The sequence below is a fragment of the Nocardia sp. NPDC004654 genome (genome assembly GCF_040609595.1).
GTDB lineage: Bacteria > Actinomycetota > Actinomycetes > Mycobacteriales > Mycobacteriaceae > Nocardia.
Map to the genome: position 1 here is coordinate 277,453 of NZ_JBEXKI010000002.1, position 26,919 is coordinate 304,371.

Consider the following 26,919-nt stretch of genomic DNA (forward strand, 5'->3'; position numbering starts at 1 on the left):
TCAGCCAGACGGCGGGGTCGAAAGACTGGTCACTGGGGTATGGTGTAATTGGCAACACAGCTGATTCTGGTTCAGCCATTCTAGGTTCGAGTCCTGGTACCCCAGCGGAGAATGTTGTTCGTCTCTCGGTTCGCGACCGAAAGTGGTTCAGCATCCGGCGATTTGGTCGCCGAGCTTCGGTCAGCTAAACTAACCGAGCTTCCAAAGATCGAAAGATCAACGGAGATCATCACGAAAGTGAATGATCAGTCCTGGCCCCGTCGTCTAGCGGCCTAGGACGCCGCCCTCTCAAGGCGGTAGCGCGGGTTCGAATCCCGTCGGGGCTACGCAAGTGGAAGGCCCATGCTCATGGAGAGCATGGGCCTTTCTTGCTTCGCAGGTGTTTTGTGGGGGTGCGACCCCCACGCCCCGCCCGGAGGGGCTTTGCCCCCCGGACCCCCTTGGCGGGTGGTCCCGTTTGGTGTGGGTCGTCGCTTCGAGTCTTTGCTTGGGCTCTCGGACGTGTTCTGTGCTTGGGCGGCTTTTGGGTGAGCGTGGCCGGATTCGGTTGTTCGGCGTTCGCCGGTCCTCTCTGCGGTGTGGGAAGGAAGCGGCCGGGCGAGTCGTCTGTGACGAGCGGTTGGTGTGTTCGTGGGGCTTTCTCGGTTCGCGGCGTGTCCAAGAACGGATCGAGCCCGACGGTCAGGCCCGGCCGACCACCGATCTCCCGGACACCGAGCAGCACGCCCGGGGCGAAGGAGGAGCGGTCGATCGAGTCGTGCCGGCGCAGGGGGCGGCCCCTGGGTGGCGTTCGCAGCCTGCGGTGTGTTCACGGGCTAGACGGGGCTGCTGGTGTCCCGTCACGAAGGTTGGCCACGCGATTCGATCGTTAGCCACCGCCAGTCGGCCCACCTGCCACCCCCGGTCGGATCACCGGGCGCGCAGGTCGGGTGGATGAAGGTCACAGGCAGTCGGTCTGGCCGGATGGAAGGGGCCTTCAGGCGGTTTGCCGTGTCGACCATTCTGGACGCGGCATCAGGCGCGCGCAGCTTGGCGGGCTGTGGCGAGGAGCAGTAGGCCGATCGCTGTGGGCTCGACTTCCCTTTGCCCTCGCTTGGGGGTCCAAACGGTGTCCGTCGCGGGCAGGCGTGCGTCACGGAGGCGTTTCTGGGCGCCGTAGAAGCGGCCGGGAGGACGTGGTCCAAGGAGGTCGTCACGCGGTCGGTGGGGGTGTGCCGGAGGCGGCCCTAGGGGCGGGCGATGTCTTGGCCGTGCACGATGATGTCGACCAGTGGGTCGAGGGGCCAGCGCCTGGGGCGCGGCGGGCGGAGGGTGACGATTCGCGGAGCTGGGCGATCAGCTCGGTCGGGGTGAAGTCGGCGGCGCGGGTGGGCGCTGTAACTCGTCGGCGCGGCGAACTACGTGCGATGTATTCGAAGGCGATTCGGAGCGAGGAAATAAAGGACGGGGCGCCTTCGAGGGGGTCGCGGATGATGTGCCGTTCGCGATCCCTGGCGCCCCGTTCCTGATGGGTGGTTATCCGCTCTTGCGGCGGAACTCCCGCTTGTGGCTGGCGTTGCCGTGCGCGGCGGTCGCCTTCGAGTGGCCGTCCAAGTGGTCGGTCGACTTGGCGTGCTGGGCGTTCTTCTTCTCCAGCGCCTCGCGGAACTTGCGCTTCACATCTTCGGCACTGCCGTTGGAACTACCCGATTCCGTCATCGCCTGCTCCTCGTCGTCGCGGCCGCGGCGCAGCGCCACCCGCTGGGCGGCGCTGCCCGGCCGAATCGTGTCGAACGACTCGACGCTAACGCGCGACAGCGCCGATGTCAGCTCGATTTTCGATGCGGAGCGCGCGATCCGGGCGACACAGCCGGACGAACGCCGCCAGTAGCCCGCGCGTGGCCGGAGCGAACGCCGAGGTACGCAAAGCGCGCGTGGCCGGAGCGAACGCCGCCGGTAGGCCGCGCGTGGCCGGAGCGAACGCGGAGGTATGCCCTAGTCCAAGGCGTTGGCGGTGGTGCCGCCGAGCGGCAGCGCGGGCAGGCCTAGCTTGCGGTGATCCCAGCTGCGTACCCGCTCGGGCACCACGCGCACCGCGACCCGCTTGTTGAGCATGTTCTCCACCAGCGGCCGAACCTCGTCGCTGTAGGGGCCGGTGTAGCGCTCCCAGACGCTCACGCCGACCGCGAACAGCCGCTCCGGGTCGTCGATGATCTCGGCGCGGCCCTCGATGGACACCCCGCGCAGCTGGTCGTAGGTCTGCCCGGCCTCGATCATGCAGGTGACGCGCGGATCGCGGCGCAGGTTCACCGCTTTCTGCGATTTGGCCTTGGTCTCGAACCAGATCTCGCCGTCGATCAGCGCGAACCACATGGCGGTCAGGTGCGGCCTGCCCTGCGGACCGAGGGTGGCCAGCGTCGCGATGCGGCTGCGCTTCAGGAACTCGGCGATCTCGGCGTCCGACATGACGATCTGCGCCCGTTGGTTGACTCCCATGGGCCAACTCTAGAGAACGAATCTGAAACGTGTTACAGGCGCTTGTGCAGCGCGTCCGCGGCGGCGACCAGATCGGCCGCCCAGCGTGCGCCGGGCCTGCGGCCCATTCGGTCGATCGGGCCGGAGACCGAGACCGCGGCGATCACGTTGCCCGCCGTATCGCGCACCGGCGCCGAGACGCTGGCCACGCCCGCGGCTCGCTCGGCCGCGCTCTGCGCCCAGCCGCGCTTGCGCACCTCGGCGAGTGCGCGCTCACCGAATACCGCGTCGGCGAGAATGGTGCGCTGCAACTCCGGATCCGCCCACGCGAGCAAGACCTTGGCGGCCGAGCCCGCGGTCAGCGGTAGCCGCGCGCCGATCGGCACGGTGTCGCGCAGGCCGACGGGCGGTTCCATGGCGGCGATGCAGACCCTGGCGCCGCCGTCGCGGCAATACAGCTGGACGCTCTCGCCGGTGATCTCGCGCAGCCGGGGCAGAATGGCCGCCGCGGCCTCCTGGAGCGGATCGGTGGCGCCCGCCGCGAGTTCGGCTAGGGCCGGACCCGGTCGCCAGGTCCCGTTGTTGTCGCGAGCGAGCAGACGGTGCACCTCGAGCCCGACGGCCAACCGGTGCGCGGTGGCCCTCGGCAGGCCGGTACGGGTGCACAGCTCGTTGAGACCGCAGGGGTGCTCCGCGACGGCATAGAGGACTGCCACTGCTTTGTCGAGGACGCCGATACCGCTATGCTGTCTCATAGAACGATATTAGCGTCTCGGATATTGAGATAGTCAAACTCCGCCGAGAAAGCCGCCGCCGAGGCGAGCGGCCAGGGCGGGGCGGCACGGTCGAGATGTCCGTCGACCCGAATCCACAACTCTGTGCAGCAGGCGCCGCGCACTCAGCCCGAATCGCGCGGCCCCGCTGCTCGTCCGAAAGGTGATCGAGAATGGCCGACCGCCCACGCACCCTGGCCGAGAAGGTGTGGGATCAGCACGTCGTAGCCCGCGGCGAGGGTGAAGGCGCCTCGCGCGAGCCCGATCTGATCTACATCGATCTGCACCTGGTGCACGAAGTGACGAGTCCGCAGGCCTTCGACGGACTGCGGGCCGCGGGCAGGCCGGTGCGCCGCCCCGACCTGACCATCGCGACCGAGGACCACAACGTCCCCACCATCGATATCGATAAGCCGATCGCCGACCCCATTTCCCGCACCCAGGTCGAGACGCTGCGGCGCAACTGCGCGGAATTCGGTGTCCGGCTGCACCCGATGGGCGATCTGGATCAGGGCATCGTGCACGTGGTCGGTCCGCAGCTCGGCCTGACCCAGCCCGGCACGACCGTGGTGTGCGGCGACAGCCACACCTCCACGCACGGCGCTTTCGGCGCGCTGGCGATGGGCATCGGCACCAGCGAGGTCGAACACGTGCTGGCGACACAGACTTTGTCGCTGCGCCCGTTCAAGACGATGGCCATCAACATCGACGGTCAGCTGCCGCACGGGGTCACCAGTAAGGACGTGATCCTCGCGGTCATCGCCCAGATCGGCACCGGCGGCGGCCAGGGCTATGTCCTGGAGTACCGCGGCGAGGCCGTGCGCGCCATGTCCATGGAGGCGCGGATGACGATGTGCAACATGTCCATCGAGGCGGGCGCCCGCGCCGGCATGATCGCGCCGGACGAGGTCACCTACGAGTTCCTGAAGGGCCGCCCGCACGCGCCCGAGGGCGCCGACTGGGATGCCGCGGTGGCCGCCTGGGACGCGCTGAAGACGGACGAGGGCGCCGTTTTCGACGCCGAGGTGCACATCGACGCGAGCAAGCTGACGCCGTTCGTCACCTGGGGCACCAACCCGGGTCAGGGTCTGCCGCTGGGCGAGACCGTGCCCAACCCCGCCGAGATTGCCGACGAGACGGTGCGCGAGGCCGCGGAGAAAGCGCTGCGGTACATGGATTTGGAGCCGGGAACTCCGCTTCGGGAGATCCCGATCGACACCGTATTCGTCGGATCGTGCACCAACGGACGCATCGAGGATTTGCGCGCTGTGGCCGGGATTTTGAAGGGACGGCGCGTCGCCGACGGCGTGCGAATGCTGGTTGTACCGGGCTCGATGCGGGTTCGCGCGCAGGCGGAAAAAGAAGGATTGGGCGAGATTTTCACCGCGGCGGGCGCCGAATGGCGGCAGGCCGGTTGTTCGATGTGCCTGGGAATGAACCCGGATCAGCTTTCGCCGGGCCAGCGCTGCGCCTCCACCTCGAACCGCAACTTCGAAGGCAGGCAGGGCAAAGGCGGGCGTACCCATCTGGTTTCCCCGCTGGTGGCCGCCGCGACGGCGGTCCGCGGAACTCTGTCCTCGCCCGCGGATCTGAACTGACGCCGCGCGACACCCACTACGTATCCAGGAGAATCTGATGGAAGCCTTCACCGTGCACAAGGGGATCGGCGTGCCGCTGCGCCGCTCCAACGTCGACACCGACCAGATCATCCCGGCGGTCTATCTGAAGCGGGTCACTCGAACCGGATTCGAGGACGGCCTGTTCGCGGGCTGGCGAACAGAGCCCGACTTCATTTTGAACACCGAGCCGTACAACCGGGGTAGTGTGCTGGTTGCGGGCCCGGATTTCGGTACCGGTTCCTCACGCGAGCATGCCGTATGGGCGCTGTCGGACTACGGCTTTCGGGTGGTCATCTCGCCTCGATTCGCCGACATCTTCCGTGGCAATGCGGGCAAGGGCGGCCTGTTGGCGGCGCAGATGTCACAGAACGATGTCGAATTGCTCTGGAAGATGATCGAGGAACAGCCGGGTCTCGAATTGGTAGTGGATCTCCAGGCGCGCACCGTGACGGCGGGAACCGTCGTGTTGCCGTTCGATATTGATGACTACACCCGGTGGCGCCTGCTCGAGGGATTGGACGACATCGGTCTGACACTGCGGCGTAGCGACGTCATCGCCGAGTTCGAAAAGGCAAGGCCGACTTGGAAGCCCACCACCCTGCCCGCCCATATTTCGCAGGCGTAATCAATCAGGTGCGATAGCTGGACGTCATGGCGAGCGGTAGCTAGACGTGTGCTAAACCACCATGAATTTTGGCGTGGCACATAGACTCTTGCTCAAAGTGGGTTTACCGTGGTACCTAGTCGGTCCGACGACGGGCCATTAGTCTGCGGAGGATTCAATGAACAAGGCGGAACTGATCGACGTTCTGACCGAAAAGTTGGGTACGGACAGGCGCACGGCTACCGCGGCAGTCGAGCATGTTGTGGACACCATCGTGCGCGCGGTGCACAAAGGCCAGAGCGTCACGATCACCGGATTCGGTGTGTTCGAACAGCGTAAGCGTGCCGCCCGTGTGGCTCGGAACCCGCGCACCGGCGAAACCGTCAAGGTGAAGCCGACTTCGGTGCCCGCGTTCCGTCCCGGCGCCCAATTCAAGGCGGTCATCGCGGGCAAGCAGAAGCTCGCGGCGACCGGTCCTGCGGTCAAGCGTGGCGTGAATGCCCCTGTGGCGGCGAAGAAGGCGGCCGCCAAGAAGACGGCGGCGAAGAAGGCCGCCGCCAAGAAGGCGACCGCCACCAAGGCGCCCGCCAAGACGACGGCCAAGAAGGCCGCGGCCAAGGCTCCGGCGAAGACCACCGCCCGGAAGACCACCACCGCCGCGAAGAAGGCACCTGCCAAGAAGACGGCCGCCAAGGCCACCGCCGCGAAGAAGACCACGGCGGCCAAGAAGACGGCCACCAAGGCCACCGCCGCGAAGAAGACCACGGCGGCCAAGAAGGCTCCGGCCAAGAAGACCGCGGCCAAGAAGGCTCCGGCCCGCCGCGCGCGCTGAGGCGTAGTCGGCGGCCCGGCCGACTACCCCACCCATACGGACCGGAAACGGCCCCGGTGTTCGATCCCGGGGCCGTTTCGGTCTGTCCGCGTCCGGTTTTCGGGGGCCGGAAACCCCCGTTCTACGGCTTCACCAAGCCTGTCGACAGCGACCGGTCCAGGTGGTCCGCGGCCACCATCCGGCCGTCGGCGAAGGACAGCACCCAGACGCTGCCCTTGCGATTGCGGGCAGGCGGAACGGTGAGCCCGGACCGGCCCGCCCACCAATTCAGCAGATCGGGAATCACCTTGCCCTGGCTGCACAGAACCCGCACCGCGCCTTGTGGCTCCAGCTCGACGGCGCGTTCGCGGGCCTCGTCCGGCGCTGCCGCGTAACCGGTTTCGGACAGCAGCGGCTCCAGATGGATCTCCGCGCCGAGTTTCTCGGCCAGCGGCTGCATCGTCTGCACGCAGCGCACCGGATCGGCCGAATAGATCTCGCTCGCGCCGAAGGCCAGCAGATGCGGGACCAACGCCTGCGCTTGGTCGCGCCCGGCCCGCTCCAGCGGCCGTTCGTCGTCCGGGCCGTCGAAACGGGAGCGGTGGCCGGCTTTCGCGTGCCGCACCAGCAACAGGGTCTCGGTGACGGCGGGCACTCGGCTGAAGGCCCGCACGACCTGCCGATCCATCGGATAGGACAGCTCGTCCATCACCCGGTCCAGCGGATACCAGGTCAGCACATCCACTTCGGTATTGGCGGTGAATTCGCCGCCCGCCACTTCCGCCGCCCAATAATCGACGCGTTTGAGTTTGCGGTGCCCAGGAATGGGGTAGGTGACGTGCCCGAGGTACCGGCCGAGGCGGGAATCCAGGCCGGTCTCCTCGCGCACCTCGCGTACGGCGGCGAGCACCGGGGTCTCACCCGGATCGATCTTGCCCTTGGGCAGCGACCAGTCCTGGTACTTGGGCCGGTGCACGACCGCGATCTCCACACCGCCGGGCTTCCCGGGGGCGCGGCGCCAGAGCACGGCGCCAGCGGCGTGAATATTGGCCGTCACTCGGGGATCCCAGAACGGTCCCCCGTCCATCTCGTATCCCGTCGTCGCTTTCACTGCTGTTCCGGTCTCCGCAGTCGCATGAGGAATTCTTGGTGGTCGCGGACCTGCTCACCGTCCACGCCGGTGCGTGCCGGTGCGGCATGCCAGCTGCCGTCCGCTTGGAGTACCCAGCAGCGGGTGGTCGGATACAGGGCCGAGTCGAAGACACCGCCCAACTGCTCGCAGATTCTCGGATCCTTCACCTGGGCCATCACCTCGACGCGGCGGTCCAGGTTGCGGTGCATCATGTCGGCGCTGCCGATCCAGTACTCGTCCTGGGCCTGGAAGTGCATGATCCGCGAATGCTCGAGGAAGCGGCCGAGGATGGAGCGCACCTCGATGTTGTCGCTCATGCCCGGCACACCGGGGCGCAGCCCGCAGATGCCGCGCACCACGATCTGCACCGGCACGCCGGCTTGCGAGGCGCGGTAGAGCGCGTCGATCACCTGCTCGTCCACGATCGCGTTGGCCTTCAAGCGGATTCGCGCCTCGGCGCCCTGCAGCGCCAGTTCGGTCTCGCGCTGGATGCGATCGATGATGCCCGCGCGTACGCCCTGTGGTGCGACAAGCAGGTTGCGGTAGTTGGCTTTTCGCGAGTAGCCGGTCAGCGAGTTGAACAGATCCGTGAGGTCGGCGCCGATTTCCGGTGCCGCCGTGAGTAATCCGACGTCCTCGTATAGTCGGGCCGTCTTCGGGTTGTAGTTGCCGGTGCCGATGTGGCAGTAGCGGCGGATGGTCGAACCCTCGCGCCGCACCACCAGACACGTCTTGCAGTGCGTCTTCAGACCGATGAGGCCGTACACCACGTGCACGCCCGCCTGCTCCAGCGCCCGTGCCCATTTGATGTTGGCCTGCTCGTCGAAGCGGGCCTTGATCTCCACCAGCGCGACCACCTGCTTGCCCGCCTCGGCGGCGTCGATGAGCGCGTTGACGATGGGGGAGTCGCCGGAGGTGCGGTAGAGGGTCTGCTTGATCGCGAGCACCTGCGGGTCGGCCGCGGCCTGCTCGATGAAACGCTGCACGCTGGTGGAGAACGAGTCGTACGGGTGGTGCACCAGCACGTCGCCCTCGCGCAGCGCCTGGAAGACGTTGCGTGGGGTCTCGCGCTCGCCGAAGGCGGGCGGAGTGGCCGGAACGTACGGCGCGTCCTTCAGGTTCGGCCGGTCGACGCCGTACACCTGCCAGAGGCAGGACAGGTCCAGCAGGCCGGGCACCTGGATCACGTCGCCGGGATCGACGTCGAGTTCGCGCAACAGCAGATCGAGCATGTGCTCGGTCATGTCGTCGGAGACCTCCAGCCGCACCGGTGATCCGAAGCGGCGGCGGGCCAGTTCGCGCTCGAGCGCCTGCAGCAGGTCCTCGTCGCGGTCCTCGTCGACCTCGAAATCGGCGTTGCGGGTGATGCGGAAGGAGTGGTGCTCCACCACGTCCATGCCGGGGAACAGCTGATCCAGGTGTGCGGCGATGAGCTCTTCCATCGGCAGGAAGGCGGCCACCGGGTTGCCCGACGAATTGCGCCGGACCCGCACGAACCGGTCCACGTTGTCGGGGACCTTGACCCTGGCGAAGTGCTCGCCGCCGGTGGCGGAGTCCTTCACCGTCACGGCGAGGTTGAGGCTCAACCCGCTGATGTAGGGGAATGGATGCGCCGGATCCACCGCGAGCGGGGTCAGCACCGGGAAGACCTGATCCTGGAAGTAGGCCGAGAGACGCTGGCGCTCATCCTCGTTCAGGTCGCGCCACTCGATGATGGCGATGCCCTCGGCGGTGAGCGCGGGCAGCACCGAATCCAGGAAGGCCCGCGCGTGCCGGTCCGCGATCTCCTGGGTGCGGACGGCGATCAGTTCCAATTGCTCGCTCGGCGAGCGACCATCGGCCGAGCGCACCGACAACCCGGTCTCGGCGCGGCGCTTCAGCCCGGCGACCCGGACCATGTAGAACTCGTCGAGGTTGGAGGCGAAGATCGCCAGGAATTTCGCGCGTTCGAGCAACGGCAGCGACGCGTCCTCGGCCAGCGCCAGCACCCTGGCGTTGAAGTCGAGCCAGCTCAGCTCCCTGTTCAAGTAGCGATCGCGTGGCAACTGCTGCGTCGCCTGCTCGGCCCGCAGCGGAGTCACGGCGGGCGGAGGCGTGGGAAGCAGCTGCTGTTGCTTGACGGTTTCCGTATCGCTCACGTCACCGATCATCCCCTACGAATCGCGCGGTGTGCAGGTCGACATCGGGATTGCCGGGCGGATCACGCCGTTTCGGCGACCGGCTAGCACACGCGGCGAACAGGTTCGTGAACACGGCAGGACCAGCCGATGTCGCGCAGGACAGCGCGGGTGGCGTCGCCCGCGCCGAGTTCGACGGCCAGGTCGAGATCCGCGGCGGTGTCGACATCCAGGCGCAGCCCGGGCCAGTGGCCGGTCAGCTCGGCTGCGCCCGCCGCGATATGCCGCCGCGCGGAGTCGGCGCCGAATCGCGGATCCAGCGGCGCGGCGCGGTCGCGGACGACGAGCGCGGCCGTGCCGGTCCCCGCATGATCGATGACCACCGCGCGCCGCCCGACGGGCGCGACCGTCAGCATGTCGGCGAGTTCTTCCGTGCGCAGCGCGGGCAGATCCGCTTGCAGCGCCAGCAGTTCGACCGCCCCGTGGCGACGGCGCAACGCGGCCGCCGCGTCCGACAGCGCGGTGTTCAGTCCGTCGGAGTCGGTGATGCGCGGTTCCGGATGGACGTGCGCGCCGAGCCCGTCCGCCAGCTCGGCGACCGCGGGATCCGGGGTGACGACGGTGACCGAACGCACCTGCGGGACCGCCGCGGCGGCCGACACGGTATCGGCGAGCATGGCGAGCACCAGCCGCGCCCGGTGCTCCGGGCGCAGCCGCTCGGCCAGTCGGCTCTTGGCCAGATCGAGGCTCTTCACCGCGATCACGGCGTGCACGGCGTGCGGGCGCATGGCACCAATCCTTCCATGGCATATTGGGCAGATGACGAGGGCGGCAGTACTTGGTGCGGGATCGTGGGGGACGGCGTTCGCGAAGGTGTTGGCAGACGCCGGAACCGAGGTCACCATCTGGGCGCGCCGGGCCGAGGTGGCCGAGGCTCTCGCCACCGAGCACCGCAACCCCTTCTATCTGCCGGACGTGCAGCTGCCCGCGGTGGCCGCCACCAACGATCCCGAACAGGCGCTCGCGGGGGCGCAGCTCGTGGTGCTGGCCGTGCCGTCCCAGTCCTTGCGGGCGAATCTCGAGACGTGGAAACCCGCGCTGCACACGGCGATCACCGAACACGACGCGACGCTGCTGAGCCTGGCCAAGGGCATCGAGACCGGCACACTGTTGCGGATGAGCCAGGTCATCGCGGAGGTGACCGGCACGGAGTCCAGCCGCATCGCGGTGCTGTCCGGACCGAATCTGGCCAAGGAGATCGCCGCGGGACAGCCCGCCGCCACCGTGATCGCCTGTTCCGACGCCGCGCGCGCCGAGGCCGTTCAGCAGGCCAGCTACACCGGCTATTTCCGGCCATACACCAACACCGACGTGATCGGCTGCGAGATCGGCGGCGCCTGCAAGAACGTCATCGCGCTGGCTTGCGGCATCGCCTCCGGCATGGGTCTCGGCGACAACTCCATCGCCAGCCTGATCACCCGCGGTCTGGCCGAGATCATCCGGCTCGGCGTCGCGCTCGGCGCCGAACCCGTGACGCTCGCGGGCCTGGCCGGTGTCGGCGACCTGGTCGCCACGTGCACCTCGCCGCTGTCGCGCAACCGGTCCTTCGGGCACGTGCTCGGCGCGGGCGGATCGATGGAGGCGGCGCAGGAGGCCACCCAGGGACAGGTCGCCGAGGGTGTGAAATCGTGCACATCGGTGCGCGCGCTGGCCGCCGCGCACGACGTGGAAATGCCGCTCACCAACGCGGTGCACCAGGTGTGTCACGAGGGCCTCTCGGTGCGCGAAGCCGTCGGCAATCTGCTCGGGCGGCGGGTCAAGCCGGAGTGATCGCCGCAGGGTAACGGTCGCTATGACCACCGCGCAGCGGGCCGGTCCGCGCTCGCGGCGGTGCTCGGTGCGGGTACGGTTCGGTGCATGACGAACCGGATCAGGGTGGCCGTGGTGTTCGGCGGGCGCAGCAGTGAGCACGCCGTCTCGTGTCTGTCGGCCGGTAGTGTGCTGCGCAACCTCGATCCGGAGAAGTACGAGGCCGTGCCGATCGGCATCACCGCCGAGGGTGCCTGGGTGCTCGGCGGAGCCGACGTCGCCGCGCTGCGCCGCAAGGACGACGAACTGCCCGCCGTGGACGCGTCCGGCACCGCACTGACCCTGACCGCGGACCCGCAGCGCGCGGGGTCGCTGGTCGCCCTCGATGATCCTTCCGCCGCCCTGGGCTCGGTCGACGTGGTCTTCCCGATCCTGCACGGCCCGTTCGGCGAGGACGGCACCTTGCAAGGCATGCTCGAGCTCGCGGGCATCCCCTACGTGGGCCCCGGCGTGCTGGCCAGCGCGGCGGGCATGGACAAGGAGTTCACGAAGAAACTGCTCGCGGCCGACGGCCTGCCGATCGGCACGCAGGTGGTGCTGCGTCCCGGTGTCGCGACGCTGTCCGCCGCCGAGCGGGAGCGGCTCGGACTTCCGGTGTTCGTCAAGCCCGCGCGGGCCGGTTCCTCGCTCGGCATCACGAAGGTGGACGACTGGAGCGAGCTGGACACCGCCATCGCGACGGCGCGCGCGCACGATCCGAAGGTGATCGTGGAGTCGGGCATCGTCGGTCGCGAGGTGGAGTGCGGCGTGCTGGAATTCCCGGACGGCCGGATCGAGGCCAGCGTGATCGCCGAGATACGGATGCCCGACGACGACGCTCCGGAGTTCTACGACTTCGACACCAAGTACCTCGACGACGTCTGCGAGTTCGACGTTCCGGCGAAGCTGGACGACGAGGTGGCCGAGCAGATCAGGGAACTGGCGGTCCGCGCCTTCCGCGCGCTCGACTGCCAGGGTCTGGCCCGCGTGGACTTCTTCGTCACCGACCAGGGGCCGGTGATCAACGAGATCAACACCATGCCGGGGTTCACGGCGATCTCCATGTACCCCCGCATGTGGGAGGCGACCGGGGTCGAGTACGGCGCGCTGGTCTCGACGTTGATCGAGACCGCGCTGGCTCGCGGGACCGGCCTGCGCTGAACGGTAAGCCCTGGTCCGCTGCGCGTTCGTCGGGATCGCGCGGGCGGGTCGAAGGCGGCTGGCTGCTTCGGCGTGGCTGAGGTCGACCGTTCCGGGCCGGTGCGAGGGCCGTTGACGGCGGCGCGAATTCCGAGCGGGCAGGCGGAACGAGACTGCCCGCTGCGGCGTGGCTGTGGTCGGTTGTCTCGGTGGGTGCGAATGCCGCTGCTATCGGCGGGTATCCGAGCGGCGGGCCGACGCGGCTGGTGCTTCAGCGCAGTCTCGATCGGCGCCGAAGTCCGTGGTCGCGACGGCGCCGATCCCGGGCGTGCGGATCAGTTCGGCAGCGGACCGGGGTCCAGCGGCTTGGCGGGCAGGTTCGCGGTGATGGTGTCGGAGACCTCTTGCAGCGGGGTCGGTCCCGAACCGTCCGGCACCGTCAGCGCGATGTAGGTCTCGCGGTCGACGGCGAACCAGGTGCTCGCCTTGGCGGCGTCGTCGCGCGCTTCGAACCACTGCACGTCGTTGACGATCTGCAACGGTGAGGCGCGGTGGAATTCCAGCGGCCGGTCCAGGCCGCAGCGCAGCACGATGGCGTCTCCGCCCTCCGGGCGCTGCCAGGCGCGGGTGGCGGGCGGAGCGGGTTCGACCAGGGTCGACTTGGTGAACTCGCCGAGGTCGGCGGGCAACGCGGGCAGCAGCTTGGTGCAGGCCTCGCCGGTAGCGGCGGGCGCGGGCACGGGGCCCAGCACCAGCGGCTCGCGTTCCACCGGCAGGCGGCGGGCGAGGACGGCGGCGACCAAGACGGCGACCACGAGGACGACCGGCAGCGCGACCGCGGTCGCGATCAATGCCGGGGGATAGCGGGATTCGTCGCTTCCGCTCTCGGGTTCCTCGGCGGCGCTGGGCTTTTCCGCCGGTTCGGTCTCACCGCTGACCCCGGGGGTGCCGTCGGTGTCGGGTTCCTCGGCGGTCTTGGGCTGCTCGGTGGCGCTGATCTTCTCGGCGGAACCCGAGGCGGCCTCGCCCTTGCCGAGGTCGGCCGGCTTCTCGCCTTCGGTGGGTTCCTGCCCCTTCGCCGAGTCGCTGTCCGACGAGTCCGCCGCCATGCGTACCGGTCCTTCCTCTTCGCGCTCGCTGGAGCCGGTCGGCGCGGGTCGCGCGGGCTGCGTCGCGGCGGGTGCCGCGGACCGGCTCGGTGGTCTCGATTGCCCAGCACAGGGTACCGTCGAGCCGATTCCAGCTGGCACTACCTCGGGAAGGGACCGGTCATCAGCGAGAGCGCGGCGCCGCGGACGGTGCGTGAGCTGGGCGAGTTCGCGCTGATCGAGCGCATCAACGCCCGCAGAGTGCAGGCGCCCGCCGTGCTGCTCGGTCCCGGCGACGACGCGGCGCTGGTGGCCGCGCCCGACGGCCGCTTCGTGGTGACCACCGACATGCTGGTCGAGGGGCGGCACTTCCGGCGCGACTGGTCGAGCCCGCGCGAGATCGGCCGCAAGGCGATCGCGCAGAACGCCGCCGACGTGGTCGCCATGGGCGCGGCGCCGACGGCTTTCGTGGTGGCGCTTGGCTGCCCCGCGGAGACGCCCGTCGACGTCATCGACGAACTGTCCGACGGCATGTGGGCGGAAGCGGCGCGCGCGGGCGGCTCGATCGCGGGCGGCGACCTGGTGCGCAGTCCCGAACTGGTCGTCTCGGTCACCGCGTTCGGCGATCTGCGCGGCCACGCGCCGGTCACCAGAGCCGGTGCGCGCGTGGACGACACGGTGGCGGTGGCCGGTCGGCTGGGTTGGTCGGCCGCGGGGCTCGCCGCGCTCACCGCGGGCGCCGACGCCGAGGAGTTCGCCGAAGCGCTTGCCGCCCACCGGGTCCCGCAACCACCGTACGAGGCGGTGCTCGGATCGGCTTGGCGGGCGGGACACTCGCTCACCGATGTCTCCGACGGACTACTCGCCGATCTCGGCCACATCGCCGAGTCCTCGGGAGTCGGGATCGATCTCGACGCGGCCGCGCTGCGCGACCCCGCCCTCGACGCGCTGGCCCGCCGACTGGATACCGATGCGGCGCAATGGATTCTGGCCGGAGGCGAGGATCACGCCTTCGCCGGAACCTGGCCGTGTGGCGCTGAGCTGCCCGAAGGCTGGCGCGCGATCGGCCGGGTGACGTCCGGGTCCGGGGTCACCGTGGACGGCGCGCGGCACGAGGGCGGCAACGGTTGGGAATCGTTCCGTGGGGCGGACTCTGCGTCCGGCCCCGACCCACGATAGGTTGTGCGGTCATGGGTGCGAAACCACTGTCGGAAATCATGGATCCTGGCTGGGCACAGGCCTTGGAACCGGTCGCGGACCGGATCAGGGAGATGGGCGAATTCCTGCGGATCGAGAACGCCGAGGGACGCGGCTACCTGCCCGCGGGCGACAACGTGCTACGCGCCTTCCAGCGACCGTTCGACAAAGTTCGCGTGCTGATCGTCGGCCAGGATCCGTACCCGACGCCCGGTCACCCCATGGGTTTGAGTTTCTCTGTGGCGCCGGACGTTTCGCCGGTGCCGCGCAGCCTCGCCAATATCTTCGCCGAGCTGCACAAGGATCTCGGCCACCCGACGCCCTCCTGCGGCGATCTGAGCCCGTGGTCGGACCAGGGCGTGCTGCTGCTCAACCGCGTGCTCACCGTCTCGCCGGGCAAGCCCGCCTCGCACCGCGGCAAGGGCTGGGAGGCGGTCACCGAGCAGGCCATTCGCGCGCTCGTCGCGCGGGACGAGCCGCTGGTGGCGATTCTCTGGGGCCGCGACGCCTCGACGCTGAAGCCGCTGCTGAGCGAGGCCGAGGTGCCCTACATCGAGTCCGCGCATCCCTCGCCGCTGTCCGCGTCTCGCGGCTTCTTCGGCTCGCGGCCGTTCTCGCGGGTCAACGAGCTGCTCGACGAACTGGGCGCCGAACCCGTCGACTGGCGCCTGCCCTGATCCTTCTTTCCTCCCGGCCCGCCGGGAACGAGCACCACCCGCATCACCGCACGAAAACCAGATGAGGAGCACTGCAATGCAGCACAACACCGTTCGCGGGGCCCTGCGCGGCACCACCGCCACGCTGGCCATGGCCGCCGCTATCGCGGGCGCGACGTCGGCGGCGACCGCCGCGCCGCTTCCCCTGGAGCCCGCCACGGCGACCAGCGAGACCGCGCCGGTGGCCGAGGAGTTCACCTCGACCGGCTCCTCCACCATCTCCGCGTCGGTGAACGCGAAGGTCGCCTGCCTGTTCCAGCGCACCTTCAGCGCCATGCGCCTGGACTGCTGAGCACCGCGTTCACCGAGGCTCACGACGAGGCGTAGGCGCCCTGTGCGATGCTCAGATCGTGAGTAATGCGAACAATCTTCTCGAGCCCACTCGGCTGCGCTTGCGCGGTTCGGGTGGGCTCGAGCTCGCTGCCGACCAATTCGGCCCGGTCGGCGGCCCGCTCGTCGTCTTCTTGCACGGCGGCGGACAGACCAGGCACTCGTGGAAGCAGACCGGCGCGAAGCTGGCCGCGGCCGGGATGCGGGCGGTCACCCTGGACGCGCGCGGCCACGGCGACAGCCAGTGGTCGCCGGACCGCGACTACACGCGCGAGACGATGGTCGCGGACCTGACGCTCGTGCTGGAACAGCTGGACGCCGCGAGCGCACCGGGCGGGGGCGCGGTCGTGGTCGGCGCCAGCATGGGCGGCATCACCGGCTTGCTGACCACGGCGACGCCGGGCGGTGCGTCGATTCGCGCCCTGGTCCTCGTCGACATCGTCACCCGGCCCGAGCCCGAGGGCGTCGCCAGGGTCATCGACTTCCTCAGCAAGCACCGCGACGGCTTCGACACCCTCGACCAGGTCGCCGACGCGGTCGCCGAGTACCTGCCGCACCGGCCGCGGCCGGAGAACACCGACGGCCTGCGGCGCAATCTGCGCCAGCGGGACGGCCGCTGGTACTGGCACTGGGACCCGGACATGCTGCGCGACCGCGTCGAGGATCCGAGCGCGATGGTCGAGCAGATGGAGACGGCGGCCAGCGCCCTGCGCGTCCCGGTGCTGTTGGTGCGCGGCGCGCAGTCCGACGTGGTGAGCGCCGAGGGCGCGGCGGCGTTCCAGGCGCTGGTGCCGCACGCCGAACTCGTCGAGATCGGCGGTGCGGCGCACACCGCGGCCGGTGACGACAACGACTCGTTCACCGACGCGGTCGCGAAGTTCGTGGTGGAGAACCTGAAGTAGGTCAGGCCGGGTTGTTGTAGTCCGGCTTGCGCTTCGCCACGAAAGCGTCCACGCCTTCCCGGCCGGTACGGCTGTTCGCCGCTGCGGCGATGAAATCGCGCTCCAAGTCCAGCTGTTCGCTCAGCGACGCCGAATTCGACTGCGCCAGCAGTGATTTGATGCTGGCATAGGTGGAGCGGGGGCCGCGCGCCAGTTCCTGTGCGAGCGCGAGCGTCGCGGCGCGCACGTCGGCGTCGGCCACGAGGCGGCTGAGGATGCCGAGCCGGACGGCCTCGTCCGCGTCCAGGACGGCGTCGGTGAGCAGGATCTCGGCGGCGCGCCCCGCGCCGACGATGCGCGGCAGCGTCCACGACATGCCGCCGTCGGGGCTCAGGCCGATGCCCGGGTAGGCGGGCCGCAGCTTGGTGGACGGGCCGCCGAGTGCGATGTCGGAGGCGCAGACCAGGCTCATGCCCGCGCCCGCCGCCCAGCCCTGCACCGCGGCGAGCACCGGGACGCGGGTCTCGTCCAGTGCGCGCACGAAGGCGTGCAGATCCGTCGCGAGTCCGTGGATGTGGGCGGCGCGGTCCTCGGCGGCGGCGAAGCCGCGCACGTTGCCGCCCGCGCAGAAGTTCGCGCCCGACCCGGTGAGCACGACCGCGCCGATCTCCGGGCCGAGGTCCATCAGCGCTGCGGTGCCCGCGTTGATTCCGGCGAAATCCATCGAGGTGCCATTGGCGGCGGTGGCGATCGTGATCTGGAGGACGCCGTCGGTGGTCGTGACGTACTCGGTCTGCGCGGTGGAGGTCATGAGGGGAACCCTATCGTTTGCTCGGGCTCGCCTCGACGCTCGTTCCCGCTACCGGGCGGTTTCGGTCGTGCGCGCCGGACGCACCATCCGCACCTGCATAGCGATGGTGAAATCCTCGACCTTGCGCGCGCCCTCCAGCGCGAAACCGTGCTTGCGGTAGAAGGCCTGGGCGCGCGGATTGTTCTCGAACACCCACAGCGAGCACGGCTGGCCGGGGGCCACAACGGTGTCGAGCAACTCGCGCGCCAGACCGGTGCCGTACCAGTCGGCGCGCACGTACAACGCGTTGAGTTCGAGCGGTGCGACCGGCGCCCGGTCCCTGGGCGGGCCCGAACTGGCGAAGCCGACGACGCTGTCGCCGACGACAGCCACGTGCGTGCTGTCGGGATGCGCGCGGCGGACGCGGTCCCACGCTTCGGCGCGCCGGTCCACGTCGAAGGCGTCGAGGACGTGATCGGGGACCAGGCCGCGGTAGGCCTCACGCCAGCAGGCGATATGGCATTCGGCCAGGCCCTGGACGTGTTCGGCGGCGAGCGGCGTGACCCGCCATGCTCGCGTGCTCACCTCGGCCATGCGCTGCCCTCGGATCGGTATCTCGGAACACCTACCGACGACGACGCCCCGGAACACCCTTGTCGGGCGCCGGGGCGTTTGTCTTGATGCTGATCGACCGGGGGGCGAATCAGCCGCGAACCACCTTGCCCGCCTTCAGGCAGGAGGTGCACACGTTCATACGGCGGGTGTTGCCCGGGGCAACCTGCGCGCGCACGGTCTGGATGTTCGGGTTCCAGCGACGGTTGGTGCGCCGGTGCGAGTGCGAGACCGACTTCCCGAAGCCGGGGCCCTTGGCGCAGACGTCGCAGACGGCAGCCATAGTCGCGAACTCCTTCATGTCATGTGGGGACCGCCGCACAATGATGCGGCATGTCCGGAAACAATGTCGTGATGTGCCCTGCCGACTGACGTCGACCAGCGCAGGCCAGCTTCAGGCCGCACGAGCAACCCAGCAAGGGTAGCCAATGCCACGCCGATCCGCCAAACCGGGACCCGGTCGGACGGGCCGTCCCAGCCGTCGAACACCCCGACAGCATACCGATTCGGTGTCACGCGGCCGCTGTCGGTATCGCCAGCTAACCTGGCGGACGGCGGTGTTGTGCGGGCGGTGCGAAGGGAGCGAGGTGACGGTGCCGGGGCAGCGGGAGGAGATCGACGGCGCGGCGCTGCGGGACTGGAGCCGCCTCTGTCTGGACGGTCTCGAAGAGCGGCGCGCGGAGATCAACGCGCTCAATGTCTTCCCCATCGCCGACGCCGACACCGGAACCAACCTGCTCGCCACCATGCGCGCGGCGGTCCGAGCGGCCGACGCCGCGCCGGACGAAACGAGCGCGAACCGAGTCGCCGCGGCCCTGGCGCGCGGCGCCACCGCGGGCGCGCGAGGGAACAGCGGCATCCTCCTCTCGCAGGTGCTGCGCGGCATCGCCGAAGCGACGACGGACGGACCGCTCACCGCCGAGACCCTGCGTTCCGCCCTGCGCCGCGCCGCCGCGCTGGTCCGCGAATCGCTGAGCGATCCGGTCGAAGGCACGCTGCTCACCGTGCTGGAGTGCGCCGCCGACTGCGCGGTGACCTGCCCGGAGGACACACTCGCCGAGGTCGCCGTCGCGGCCGCCGACGGCGCGGCCAAGGCGCTCGGCGACACCCCGTCCCAGCTCGGGGTGCTGCGGGCGGCCGGTGTGGTGGACGCGGGCGCGCGCGGGTTGGTGGTGCTGCTGGACGCGCTGGTCGCCGTCGCCCTCGGCGAGACTCCGACGAGACCCGACTACCTGCCGGGTGAATTCGCCGCAATGGCAGGCGTTTCGGACGATGGCACCGAGCTCGACGGCGCGCACTTCGAGGTCATGTACCTGCTGACCGAAACCGACCTGGCGCGCGTCGCCCGACTGCGTGAGCGCCTCGCCGAACTCGGCGATTCGGTAGTGGTGGTGGGTGACGGCAGCGGGAACTGGTCCGCGCACGTGCACTGCGCCGACGCCGGCGCGGCGGTGGAGGCCGGGCTCGCGGCGGGCGTCGTGCGCGATATCCGCATCGAGAGCTTCGCCATCACGGCCCCGGTCGGCCGCGACCACCTCGAGCCGCAGCGGTCTTCCGGAGAGAGCTGGGCGCGCGTCGGCGAGACCGGCGTAGATCGAGGCCGCGCCGAGGGCCCCGCCGATCGCGGTGTGCTCGCCGTCGCGGCGGGATCGGGAGCCGCCGCGCTGTTCGAGGCGGCGGGCGCGGTCGTGCTCGGCGCGCACCCGGTGACCTCGACCGCACTGCTCACCGCGATCCGGCGGATGCCGCACCGCGAGGTGCTCGTGCTTCCGAACGGCGCGCTGCCCGCGCACGAACTGGTCGCCGTCGGTGTCGCCGCGCGCGACGCGCACCGCGACGTGCTGCTGCTGCCGAGCGGTTCCATGGTCCAGGGCCTGGCGGCGCTGGCGGTGCACGATCGCGGCCGGATCGCCGTGGACGACGCGTTCGCGATGTCGGAGGCCGCCGCGGCGACCCGGTGGGGTTCGCTGCGCGCGGCCACCGAGCGCGCGCTGACCATGGTCGGCACCTGCGAGCCGGGCGACGGGCTCGGCTTGGTCGGCCACGACGTGGTGGTGATCGACCGCGACGTGCGCGGCGCGGCGCTGACGCTGCTGGACCGGATGCTCGGCCTCGGCGGCGAATTGGTCACCCTGCTGATGGGCGCGGACGCGCCCGCCGGGCTGGCCGAGGAGTTGAGCGCGCACATCGCCCAAGGTTTTCCCGGCGTCGAGGTCACGGTGTATTCCGGTGGCCAGCAAGGGGATCTGGCGCAGATCGGGGTGGAATGAGAGGCATCAGTACGAGGGTGGAGACATGGCGACACTGAGCGATCGGCTGGACCACATCCTTGGTGCGAAGGCCGCGGATTCGCTGTCCGAGGCCTTCGACATGAACACCGTCGAGGATTTGCTGCGGCACTACCCCTTGCGTTACGCCACCCAGGGCCAGCCGCTCACGGAGGAAGCGCCCGAGGACGGTTCGCACATCACCGTCATCGGCCGGATCACCAAGACCGAGCTCAAACCGATGCGCAACCGGCGCGGATCGCTGCTCAAGGTTCTGCTCGACACCGGGTCGGGACGCCCGGTCGACGTCACGTTCTTCAACGGCGACAAGGTGAAATACGTTGTCAAAGAAGGACTTCGGGCCATGATGTCCGGCACGGTCAGCTACTGGCGGCCCGGCAGCTGGAACCTCAGCCATCCCGGCTACCTGATCCTGCCCGAGACCGAGGACGATTCGGTCGGCACCTTCACCAAGGTGCGCGGCGGCGGCGATCTACGCGGTCTGGCGCAGAGCGCGAAAGGCGCAGGGGGAGTGGACGTCTCGTTCATGGAGCGCGAGTTCATCCCGGTGTACCCGGCCACCGCGAAGGTGCAGAGCTGGGATCTGCTGGCCTGCGTGCGCCAGGTGCTCGAACAGCTCGACCCGATCGACGATCCGCTGCCGGAGGACATTCGCGAGGACCGCGCCCTCATGCCGGTCTCCGACGCGCTGCGGCTGATCCATCTGCCGGAGCGCAAAACCGATATCGACCGCGCCAAGGACCGGCTGCGCTTCGACGAGGCACTCGCGCTGCAACTGGTGCTCGCCGAGCGGCGGCACGAGGTCGCTGGCCGGGTCGCGCGGCCGTGCCCGCCGCGCACCGACGGCATCGCCGCGGCCTTCGACCGGCAGCTGCCCTTCGAGCTCACCGCCGGTCAGCGGCAGGTGGTCGCGGAGATCTCCGCCGATCTCGGCCGCACCCAGCCGATGCACCGGCTGCTACAGGGTGAGGTCGGCTCGGGCAAGACGATCGTCGCGCTGCACGCCATGCTCCAGGTGGTCGACGCCGGTCAGCAGTGCGCGTTGCTAGCGCCGACGGAAGTGCTTGCCGCCCAGCACTATCGGTCGCTGCGCGCGATGCTCGGCGAGCTCGGTACGGCGGGCGAGCTGGGCGCTGCCGAGCAGTCCACCCGGGTGGTGCTGGTGACCGGTTCCATGTCGGCCGCGGCGAAGAAGGCCGCGCTGCTCGAGGCCGTCACCGGTGAGGCGGGCATCGTCATCGGCACGCACGCGCTGATCCAGGACAACGTCGAGTTCTTCGACCTCGGCATGGTGGTGGTCGACGAACAACACCGCTTCGGCGTCGAACAGCGGGACGCGTTGCGCGCCAAGGCGAAAGCGGGGACGAGCCCGCACCTGCTGGTGATGACCGCGACGCCGATTCCGCGCACCATCGCGATGACCACCCTCGGCGACCTGGAGACCTCCACCCTCACCGAGCTGCCCCGCGGCCGCTCGCCCATCACGTCGAAAGTCGTTCCGCGCAAACTACATCCGAACTGGGTGGACCGGGCGTGGGAACGCATTCTCGAAGAGGTGAAAGAGGGCCGCCAAGCCTACGTCGTGTGCTCGCGCATCGGCGACGACGAGGAGAACGGCGGCTCCGGCAAAGGCCGCGGTAAGGCCAAGGCGGCCGAGGAGAAGGAGGCCCCGACCACTCAGGCCGTGGTCGATGTCTTCGACATGCTGCGCGCCGGGCCGATGGCGGGCGTCCGGGTCGGCCTGCTGCACGGCAGGCTGCCCGCGGACGAGAAGGACCAGGTCATGCGCGCCTTCAACGACGCGCAGATCGATGTGCTGGTGTGCACCACGGTCGTCGAGGTCGGCGTCGACGTGCCGAACGCGACGGTGATGGTGATCGTGGACGCCGACCGGTTCGGCGTCAGCCAGCTGCACCAGTTGCGTGGCCGGATCGGTCGCGGCAAGCACCCGGGCCTGTGTCTGCTGATCACCGACGCTGCGCCCGGCGGTTCGGCGATGACCCGGCTGGAAGCGGTGGCCGCGACGACCGACGGTTTCGAGCTCTCCGTGCTCGATCTGCGCCAGCGCCGCGAGGGCGATGTGCTCGGCGCGGCGCAGTCCGGTACGGCGAGTTCGCTCAAGCTGCTGTCCCTGCTCGACGACCTGGAAGTCATCACCACGGCGCAGGATCTGGCCAGGCAACTGGTCGAGGCCGATCCCGGATTGCGCGAGCACCCCGGCTTGGCGAGCATGATGCGCGCCGCCGTCGACGGTGCGCGGCTGGAGTATCTGGCGAAGTCGTGACGCCACCGCGGGCCGGCCCCGTCCCGCGAGCACCCGGGCGCGGCTGGCGTGATGCACGTCGCCGTGAGCGACGGGCGTACCTGGCCAAGTCATGACACGACCGAGGGACGGACCTCGCTGGTCCGTCCCTCGGTCGTTCGATGCTGTTATGCCGCAAAGACTTTCGGCTGGTCCTCGGCTGAGTCGGCGTCGTTCTCACCGCGCGAGTCCGCGGTCCACAGCCCGATGATCGCCCCGGCGACCGCGATCAGTCCGCCGACCAGCAGCGCGCGCTGGAAGCCGTCGGTCATCGCGTCCAGTTGCGGCTCGCCCGCCGCCAACTGCGCGGTGGTGCGGGAGGTGGCGATCGCGGTCAGCACGGCGATGCCGAGCGCGCCGCCGATCTGCTGGGCCGTGTTGAGCAGGGCGGCGGCCAGTCCGGCCTGGTCGCCGGGCACGCCCGCGTTGGCGGCGGTGGTGTTCGCGACGAACACCGCGCCCGCGCCCACCGACATGACCAGCATGCCGGGCAGCAGGTGCGCCAGGTAGGACCCGTCGGTCGGAATGAACGACAGCCACACGATGCCGAGCCCGGTGATCGCCGCGCCGCCCACGATGACCGGCCGGGTGCCCACCCTGGTGAACAGCTTCGCCGAGAGTCCCGCCGCCACACCGATGGTCAGGCTCACCGGCAGGTACGCCACACCGGCCTTGAATTCGCCGTAGCCGAGCACCGACTGCATGTACAGCGTCACGAAGAAGAACATCGCGAGCATGCCCGCCGCGACGATCAGGTGGGTGACGTTCGCCGCGGCCAGACCGCGGATACGGAAGATCGACAGCGGCACCAGCGGATCGGCCGAGCGGTGTTCGTTGACCACGAACGCGATGAGCAGCGCCGCCGCGCCGCCGAGCAGCGCCAGCGTCGTCGCGTCGCCCCAGCCGTGCTCCGGCGCCTTGACCAGGCCGTACACCAGCAGCATCAGGCCGCCGGTGCCCAGCGCGGTGCCGAAAAGGTCGAAGCCACCGCGGATCTCGTTGCGCCGATCGTTGGGAACCAGCGCCGGGATGGCAGCGAGCACCAGCAGGCAGACCGGAGTGTTGACGTAGAACACCCAGCGCCAGCCGGGTCCCTCGGCCAGCACGCCGCCGAGGAAGACGCCCGCCGCCGACGCCAGGCCCGCGGCTCCGCCCCACACGCTCAGCGCCGTCGTGCGGTCGGAGCCCTCGCGGAAGGTCGTGGTGAGGATGGACAGCGCGGCGGGCAGCATCAGCGCCGCGCCGACGCCCTGGGCCAGCCGCGCGCCGATCAACAGCCCGCTGTCGTCGGCGAGACCGCCGACCGCCGAGGCCACGGCGATGAGCAGCGTGCCCGCCACGAGCACGCGGCGGCGGCCGAGCAGGTCGGCGAGACGGCCGCCGAGCAGCATCAACCCGCCGTAGGTCAGCAGGTAGCCGCTGGTGACCCACTGCAGCGTCGCCACGTCCATGCCGAGTTCGCGCTGAATGGTCGGCAGCGCGACGTTGACGATCGAGCCGTCGACGAAGTCGAGGAAGGCGACCGTGCACAGCAGCGCCAGCGTGAGCTTGCCGCGACGGGTCGCCAGATACGAGGGTGTTTCGGTCGGTGATCGCACTGTCGGGTCCTTCTCTGCGAATCCGGACGGTTTTCGTCCTGTCGCCAACCAAGAGCGGAGGCGCCGAGGGGAGGTGACGTGGCGAGAGTCAGATCACATTCCGCGGCCCGGATGTCACGTTCCGCGCCTCGAAACACTCTCGGGGTACGACAGCCGCGCGAGCTTTCCGGCACAGGAGGAACGATGATCGAGACCATGGACGAACAGGCGACGGACGTCTTCGCCGAGCATCGCGAACTGCTCTTCTCGATCGTGTACAACATGCTGGGCACCGTCACCGACACCGAGGACGTCCTGCAGGACACCTGGCTGGCCTGGGAGTCGCGCCACCGCTCGGACCTCGGCGAGATCACCAGCCCGCGCGCGTACCTGGTGCGGATCGCGGTGAACAACGCGCTCTCGCGCCGGGAGACGCTGGCCCGCCGGCGTGAGACCTACGTCGGGCCCTGGCTGCCCGAGCCGCTGGTCGCCGACACCCCGGAGGTCAGGGACAGCGCGGACGCCGCCGAGATCGCGTTGCGCGGCGAGTCGGTGTCGCTGGCGATGCTCGTCGTCCTGGAGACGCTCACCCCGCTCGAGCGCGCGGTGTTCGTGCTGCACGAGGTGTTCGGCTATCCGCACGCCGAGATCGGCGCGATGCTGGGCAGGGAGACCCCGGCGATCCGCCAGCTCGCGCACCGAGCCAGGGACCACGTGCGCGCCAAGCGTCCGCGCTACCAGGCCGACGCGCGCACCCAGCGGGCGGTGACCGAGCGCTTCCTCGCCGCCCAGCTCAGCGGGGACGTGACGGGTCTGTTGGAACTGCTCGCGCCGGACGTCACGTTCCTGTCCGACGGCGGCGGCCTGCTTCGCGCGGCGCTGCGGCCGGTGCACGGACCGGACAAGGTCGCGCGCCTGCTCACCAGTCCTATGGTGTTGACCTCGGTCCCCGACATGACGATCCGGTACGGGTGGACCAACGGCGAGCCGTCCGCGGTCGTCTATTCCGGCGGTGCGCCTGCGGCCGTCCTGCTGCTGGACGTCGACGCCGACACCGGAAAGGTGCGCACGGTCTACGCGATTCGCAATCCGGAGAAGCTGACCCACCTGCGCGGGTGAGGGTCAGCGCAGCATCCGCGGATAAGGCAGATCGGTGCTGGTGTTCTCCGCCACCGCCAGCGGACTGCCGATCTGCGGGAACGCTCGCTGCGGGCAGGCGGGCCGCTCGCATACCTTGCATCCCGCGCCGATCGGCACCGCGGCGCCGGGGTCGTCCAAGTGCAGCCCGGTCGAATACACCAGGCGGTCGGCGTATTCGATGTCGCAGCCGAGCCCGATGGCGAAATTCTTCGTCGCCGTGCCGAATCCGTGCGGCGCGATGAACGCCGTCCGGGCGATCCACAGGTAGCGCCTGCCGTCCGGCATGGCGGATATCTGGGTGAGGATGCGGCCCGGGTGGGCGAACGCCTCGTGCACCACCCACAGCGGGCAGCTGCCGCCGACACGAGAGAAGTGGAAAGCCGTGGCGGACTGGCGTTTCGAGATATTGCCCGCGCGGTCGGTGCGGACGAGGAAGAACGGAACCCCGCGCTGGCCCTGCCGTTGCAGCGTACTCAGGCGGTGGCAGATGGTCTCGAAACCGACCTCGAAACGCAGGCTCAGCAGGTCGATGTCGTAGCGCAGTTCCTCGGCAGAGCGCAGGAACCGGCCGTAGGGCAGGATCAGCGCGCCCGCGAAGTAGTTGGCCAGTCCAATTCGGGCCAGCGCGCGGGATTCGCCGGTGAGCGAGGGGGTTTCGCTGAGCACCGCGTCGAGCTCGGGGCCGAAGAGCAGGAAGCCCAGGGTCGTCGCGATCTGGAAGGCGCGCTGCCCGGGGCGCAGCCTGCGGGCCAGGGTCAGCGTGCGGCTCTCGGGGTCGTAGTGGCGCTTCGGGATCGACGGATCGGCGCCGTCGCCGCGCACCAGAACGGTCACCCCTGCTCGCTCCTCGGCGATCCTGGCGAGCTGGCGGTCCAGCGAGCCGATGGTGAGACCGCACTCCTCGAAGAGCTGTTCGGCGAGGTGGTCCAGGTGCGGTATGTGGTTGTGGTGGTCGTAGAAGAAGTCGCGGACGTCCTCGTAGGGCATCGGGACGCCGGGCCCGCCGGTGGGCGCGGCCACCCGGGAGGAGAGCAGATCGAGCTGGTCGGTGGCGGCGCGCAACCGTCGGTGCATGGCGACCAGGATGCGGGCCACCTCAGGCTGGCGGGTGGCCAGCTCCTCGACCTCGGTCAGCGGGGCGCTGTCGCCGCCCGCCGCGTCCACGAGCACCTCGTGCAGGTCGGAGACCAGACGGGCGTCGGAGTCGGCGGCGAAGAACTGAACGTCCAGGTCGAAGGTGGAGTTGAGCTTCAACAGCACCGGAATGGTGAGCGGTCGCTGGTCGCGTTCCAGCTGGTTGAGATAACTGGGCGAGAGATCGAGGGATTTCGCCAGTGCCGCCTGCGTCATCCGTCGTTCCTCGCGCAGTCGCCGCAGCCGGGCGCCCGCATACATCTTGCGCACGGGCGAATCCTAGCGGCTTCGTCTTCGCAAACATCGCAGAACCGGTACTTCTCGCCCACAGAAATCGGCATTTGCACGGCATTCTTGCTTCGGCGT

24 protein-coding genes, 2 tRNA genes and 1 pseudogene are annotated in these 26,919 nt (G+C 69.6%); 14 read left to right on the top strand and 13 right to left on the bottom strand.

Annotation, left to right across the window (positions count from 1 at the left end):
* Positions 1-33: 33 nt before the first annotated feature.
* Together ABZV58_RS06990 and ABZV58_RS06995 are read left to right on the top strand one after the other, a co-directional pair.
* A tRNA-Gln gene (locus ABZV58_RS06990) sits at positions 34-105 on the top strand.
* A gap of 148 nt (positions 106-253) precedes the next feature.
* Positions 254-326: transfer RNA gene (locus ABZV58_RS06995), tRNA-Glu, on the top strand.
* Positions 327-655: 329 nt separating this feature from the next.
* Here ABZV58_RS06995 and ABZV58_RS07000 read toward each other — a convergent pair.
* From ABZV58_RS07000 to ABZV58_RS07015, 4 genes and pseudogenes are all read right to left on the bottom strand, one after another.
* Positions 656-763, bottom strand: a pseudogene (locus tag ABZV58_RS07000) (4-hydroxy-tetrahydrodipicolinate reductase); the annotation flags it as partial.
* A gap of 752 nt (positions 764-1,515) precedes the next feature.
* The gene (locus tag ABZV58_RS07005; RefSeq protein ID WP_354999258.1) at positions 1,516-1,698 is read right to left on the bottom strand and encodes a DUF5302 domain-containing protein; all 183 of its coding nucleotides are present in this window, start codon (positions 1,696-1,698) and stop codon (positions 1,516-1,518) included.
* Positions 1,699-1,974: 276 nt separating this feature from the next.
* Entirely contained in the window at positions 1,975-2,475 is a 501-nt protein-coding gene (locus tag ABZV58_RS07010; RefSeq protein WP_354999259.1) for a PPOX class F420-dependent oxidoreductase, read from the bottom strand.
* Between the two features lie 32 nt (positions 2,476-2,507).
* Positions 2,508-3,209, bottom strand: coding sequence for an IclR family transcriptional regulator (locus ABZV58_RS07015; RefSeq protein ID WP_067781941.1), 702 nt, complete (start codon positions 3,207-3,209; stop codon positions 2,508-2,510).
* A 191-nt stretch (positions 3,210-3,400) separates the two neighbouring features.
* On the opposite strand from ABZV58_RS07015, the gene leuC reads away from it, so the two are divergent.
* The 3 genes from leuC to ABZV58_RS07030 all read left to right on the top strand — a co-directional run bounded on the left by leuC (position 3,401) and on the right by ABZV58_RS07030 (position 6,282).
* Entirely contained in the window at positions 3,401-4,825 is a 1,425-nt protein-coding gene (gene leuC / locus ABZV58_RS07020; protein WP_354999260.1) for a 3-isopropylmalate dehydratase large subunit, read from the top strand.
* A gap of 37 nt (positions 4,826-4,862) precedes the next feature.
* Positions 4,863-5,471 (top strand): 3-isopropylmalate dehydratase small subunit, encoded by a 609-nt coding sequence (gene leuD, locus ABZV58_RS07025; RefSeq protein WP_354999261.1) that lies wholly within the window; start codon positions 4,863-4,865, stop codon positions 5,469-5,471.
* Between the two features lie 157 nt (positions 5,472-5,628).
* Positions 5,629-6,282, top strand: coding sequence for an HU family DNA-binding protein (locus ABZV58_RS07030; protein WP_354999262.1), 654 nt, complete (start codon positions 5,629-5,631; stop codon positions 6,280-6,282).
* A 121-nt stretch (positions 6,283-6,403) separates the two neighbouring features.
* Here ABZV58_RS07030 and ABZV58_RS07035 read toward each other — a convergent pair whose 3' ends face one another.
* The 3 genes from ABZV58_RS07035 to cofC form a co-directional block, all read right to left on the bottom strand.
* Positions 6,404-7,348 carry an NUDIX hydrolase gene (locus ABZV58_RS07035; RefSeq protein ID WP_354999836.1) on the bottom strand — a complete coding sequence of 315 codons (945 nt, stop codon included), beginning with the start codon at positions 7,346-7,348 and terminating at the stop codon, positions 6,404-6,406.
* A 20-nt stretch (positions 7,349-7,368) separates the two neighbouring features.
* Positions 7,369-9,543 (bottom strand): RNA degradosome polyphosphate kinase, encoded by a 2,175-nt coding sequence (locus ABZV58_RS07040; RefSeq protein ID WP_354999263.1) that lies wholly within the window; start codon positions 9,541-9,543, stop codon positions 7,369-7,371.
* Positions 9,544-9,614: 71 nt separating this feature from the next.
* A complete protein-coding gene (gene cofC, locus ABZV58_RS07045; protein ID WP_354999264.1) occupies positions 9,615-10,298 on the bottom strand; it encodes a 2-phospho-L-lactate guanylyltransferase in 684 nt (227 codons plus the stop codon).
* Between the two features lie 31 nt (positions 10,299-10,329).
* Here cofC and ABZV58_RS07050 point away from each other — a divergent pair, with 31 nt between their 5' ends.
* Together ABZV58_RS07050 and ABZV58_RS07055 are read left to right on the top strand one after the other, a co-directional pair.
* Positions 10,330-11,340: an NAD(P)H-dependent glycerol-3-phosphate dehydrogenase gene (locus ABZV58_RS07050; protein WP_354999265.1), complete on the top strand. Its 1,011-nt coding sequence runs from the start codon at positions 10,330-10,332 to the stop codon at positions 11,338-11,340.
* Positions 11,341-11,427: 87 nt separating this feature from the next.
* Positions 11,428-12,519 (top strand): D-alanine--D-alanine ligase family protein, encoded by a 1,092-nt coding sequence (locus tag ABZV58_RS07055; protein WP_354999266.1) that lies wholly within the window; start codon positions 11,428-11,430, stop codon positions 12,517-12,519.
* Positions 12,520-12,833: 314 nt separating this feature from the next.
* Here ABZV58_RS07055 and ABZV58_RS07060 read toward each other — a convergent pair whose 3' ends face one another.
* Positions 12,834-13,607 (bottom strand): DUF3515 domain-containing protein, encoded by a 774-nt coding sequence (locus ABZV58_RS07060; protein ID WP_354999267.1) that lies wholly within the window; start codon positions 13,605-13,607, stop codon positions 12,834-12,836.
* 162 nt (positions 13,608-13,769) lie between these two features.
* Here ABZV58_RS07060 and ABZV58_RS07065 point away from each other — a divergent pair, with 162 nt between their 5' ends.
* From ABZV58_RS07065 to ABZV58_RS07080, 4 genes are all read left to right on the top strand, one after another.
* Positions 13,770-14,765, top strand: coding sequence for a thiamine-phosphate kinase (locus ABZV58_RS07065; protein ID WP_354999837.1), 996 nt, complete (start codon positions 13,770-13,772; stop codon positions 14,763-14,765).
* Between the two features lie 11 nt (positions 14,766-14,776).
* Positions 14,777-15,460: a uracil-DNA glycosylase gene (locus ABZV58_RS07070; protein WP_354999268.1), complete on the top strand. Its 684-nt coding sequence runs from the start codon at positions 14,777-14,779 to the stop codon at positions 15,458-15,460.
* A gap of 76 nt (positions 15,461-15,536) precedes the next feature.
* Complete coding sequence (locus ABZV58_RS07075) at positions 15,537-15,791, top strand: hypothetical protein (protein WP_067781970.1); 255 nt, start codon at positions 15,537-15,539, stop codon at positions 15,789-15,791.
* A 58-nt stretch (positions 15,792-15,849) separates the two neighbouring features.
* Positions 15,850-16,731: an alpha/beta hydrolase gene (locus ABZV58_RS07080; RefSeq protein WP_354999269.1), complete on the top strand. Its 882-nt coding sequence runs from the start codon at positions 15,850-15,852 to the stop codon at positions 16,729-16,731.
* A gap of 1 nt (position 16,732) precedes the next feature.
* On the opposite strand, the gene ABZV58_RS07085 is transcribed toward ABZV58_RS07080, so the two are convergent.
* The 3 genes from ABZV58_RS07085 to rpmB form a co-directional block, all read right to left on the bottom strand.
* A complete protein-coding gene (locus ABZV58_RS07085; protein ID WP_354999270.1) occupies positions 16,733-17,521 on the bottom strand; it encodes an enoyl-CoA hydratase-related protein in 789 nt (262 codons plus the stop codon).
* Between the two features lie 48 nt (positions 17,522-17,569).
* The gene (locus ABZV58_RS07090; RefSeq protein WP_354999271.1) at positions 17,570-18,094 is read right to left on the bottom strand and encodes a GNAT family N-acetyltransferase; all 525 of its coding nucleotides are present in this window, start codon (positions 18,092-18,094) and stop codon (positions 17,570-17,572) included.
* Positions 18,095-18,203: 109 nt separating this feature from the next.
* On the bottom strand, positions 18,204-18,395 hold the full coding sequence (gene rpmB / locus ABZV58_RS07095) for a 50S ribosomal protein L28 (protein WP_011210730.1): 192 nt from the start codon (positions 18,393-18,395) through the stop codon (positions 18,204-18,206).
* 304 nt (positions 18,396-18,699) lie between these two features.
* Here rpmB and ABZV58_RS07100 point away from each other — a divergent pair, with 304 nt between their 5' ends.
* Together ABZV58_RS07100 and recG are read left to right on the top strand one after the other, a co-directional pair.
* The gene (locus ABZV58_RS07100; protein ID WP_354999272.1) at positions 18,700-20,382 is read left to right on the top strand and encodes a DAK2 domain-containing protein; all 1,683 of its coding nucleotides are present in this window, start codon (positions 18,700-18,702) and stop codon (positions 20,380-20,382) included.
* Between the two features lie 25 nt (positions 20,383-20,407).
* The gene (gene recG, locus ABZV58_RS07105; RefSeq protein WP_354999273.1) at positions 20,408-22,684 is read left to right on the top strand and encodes an ATP-dependent DNA helicase RecG; all 2,277 of its coding nucleotides are present in this window, start codon (positions 20,408-20,410) and stop codon (positions 22,682-22,684) included.
* A gap of 146 nt (positions 22,685-22,830) precedes the next feature.
* Here recG and ABZV58_RS07110 read toward each other — a convergent pair whose 3' ends face one another.
* Positions 22,831-24,300: an MFS transporter gene (locus ABZV58_RS07110; RefSeq protein ID WP_354999274.1), complete on the bottom strand. Its 1,470-nt coding sequence runs from the start codon at positions 24,298-24,300 to the stop codon at positions 22,831-22,833.
* Positions 24,301-24,483: 183 nt separating this feature from the next.
* On the opposite strand from ABZV58_RS07110, the gene sigJ reads away from it, so the two are divergent.
* A complete protein-coding gene (sigJ, locus tag ABZV58_RS07115) occupies positions 24,484-25,398 on the top strand; it encodes an RNA polymerase sigma factor SigJ (protein ID WP_354999275.1) in 915 nt (304 codons plus the stop codon).
* Positions 25,399-25,401: 3 nt separating this feature from the next.
* On the opposite strand, the gene ABZV58_RS07120 is transcribed toward sigJ, so the two are convergent.
* Positions 25,402-26,823, bottom strand: a complete 1,422-nt coding sequence (locus ABZV58_RS07120; protein WP_354999276.1) for a short-chain fatty acyl-CoA regulator family protein — start codon at positions 26,821-26,823, stop codon at positions 25,402-25,404.
* Positions 26,824-26,919 lie beyond the last annotated feature (96 nt).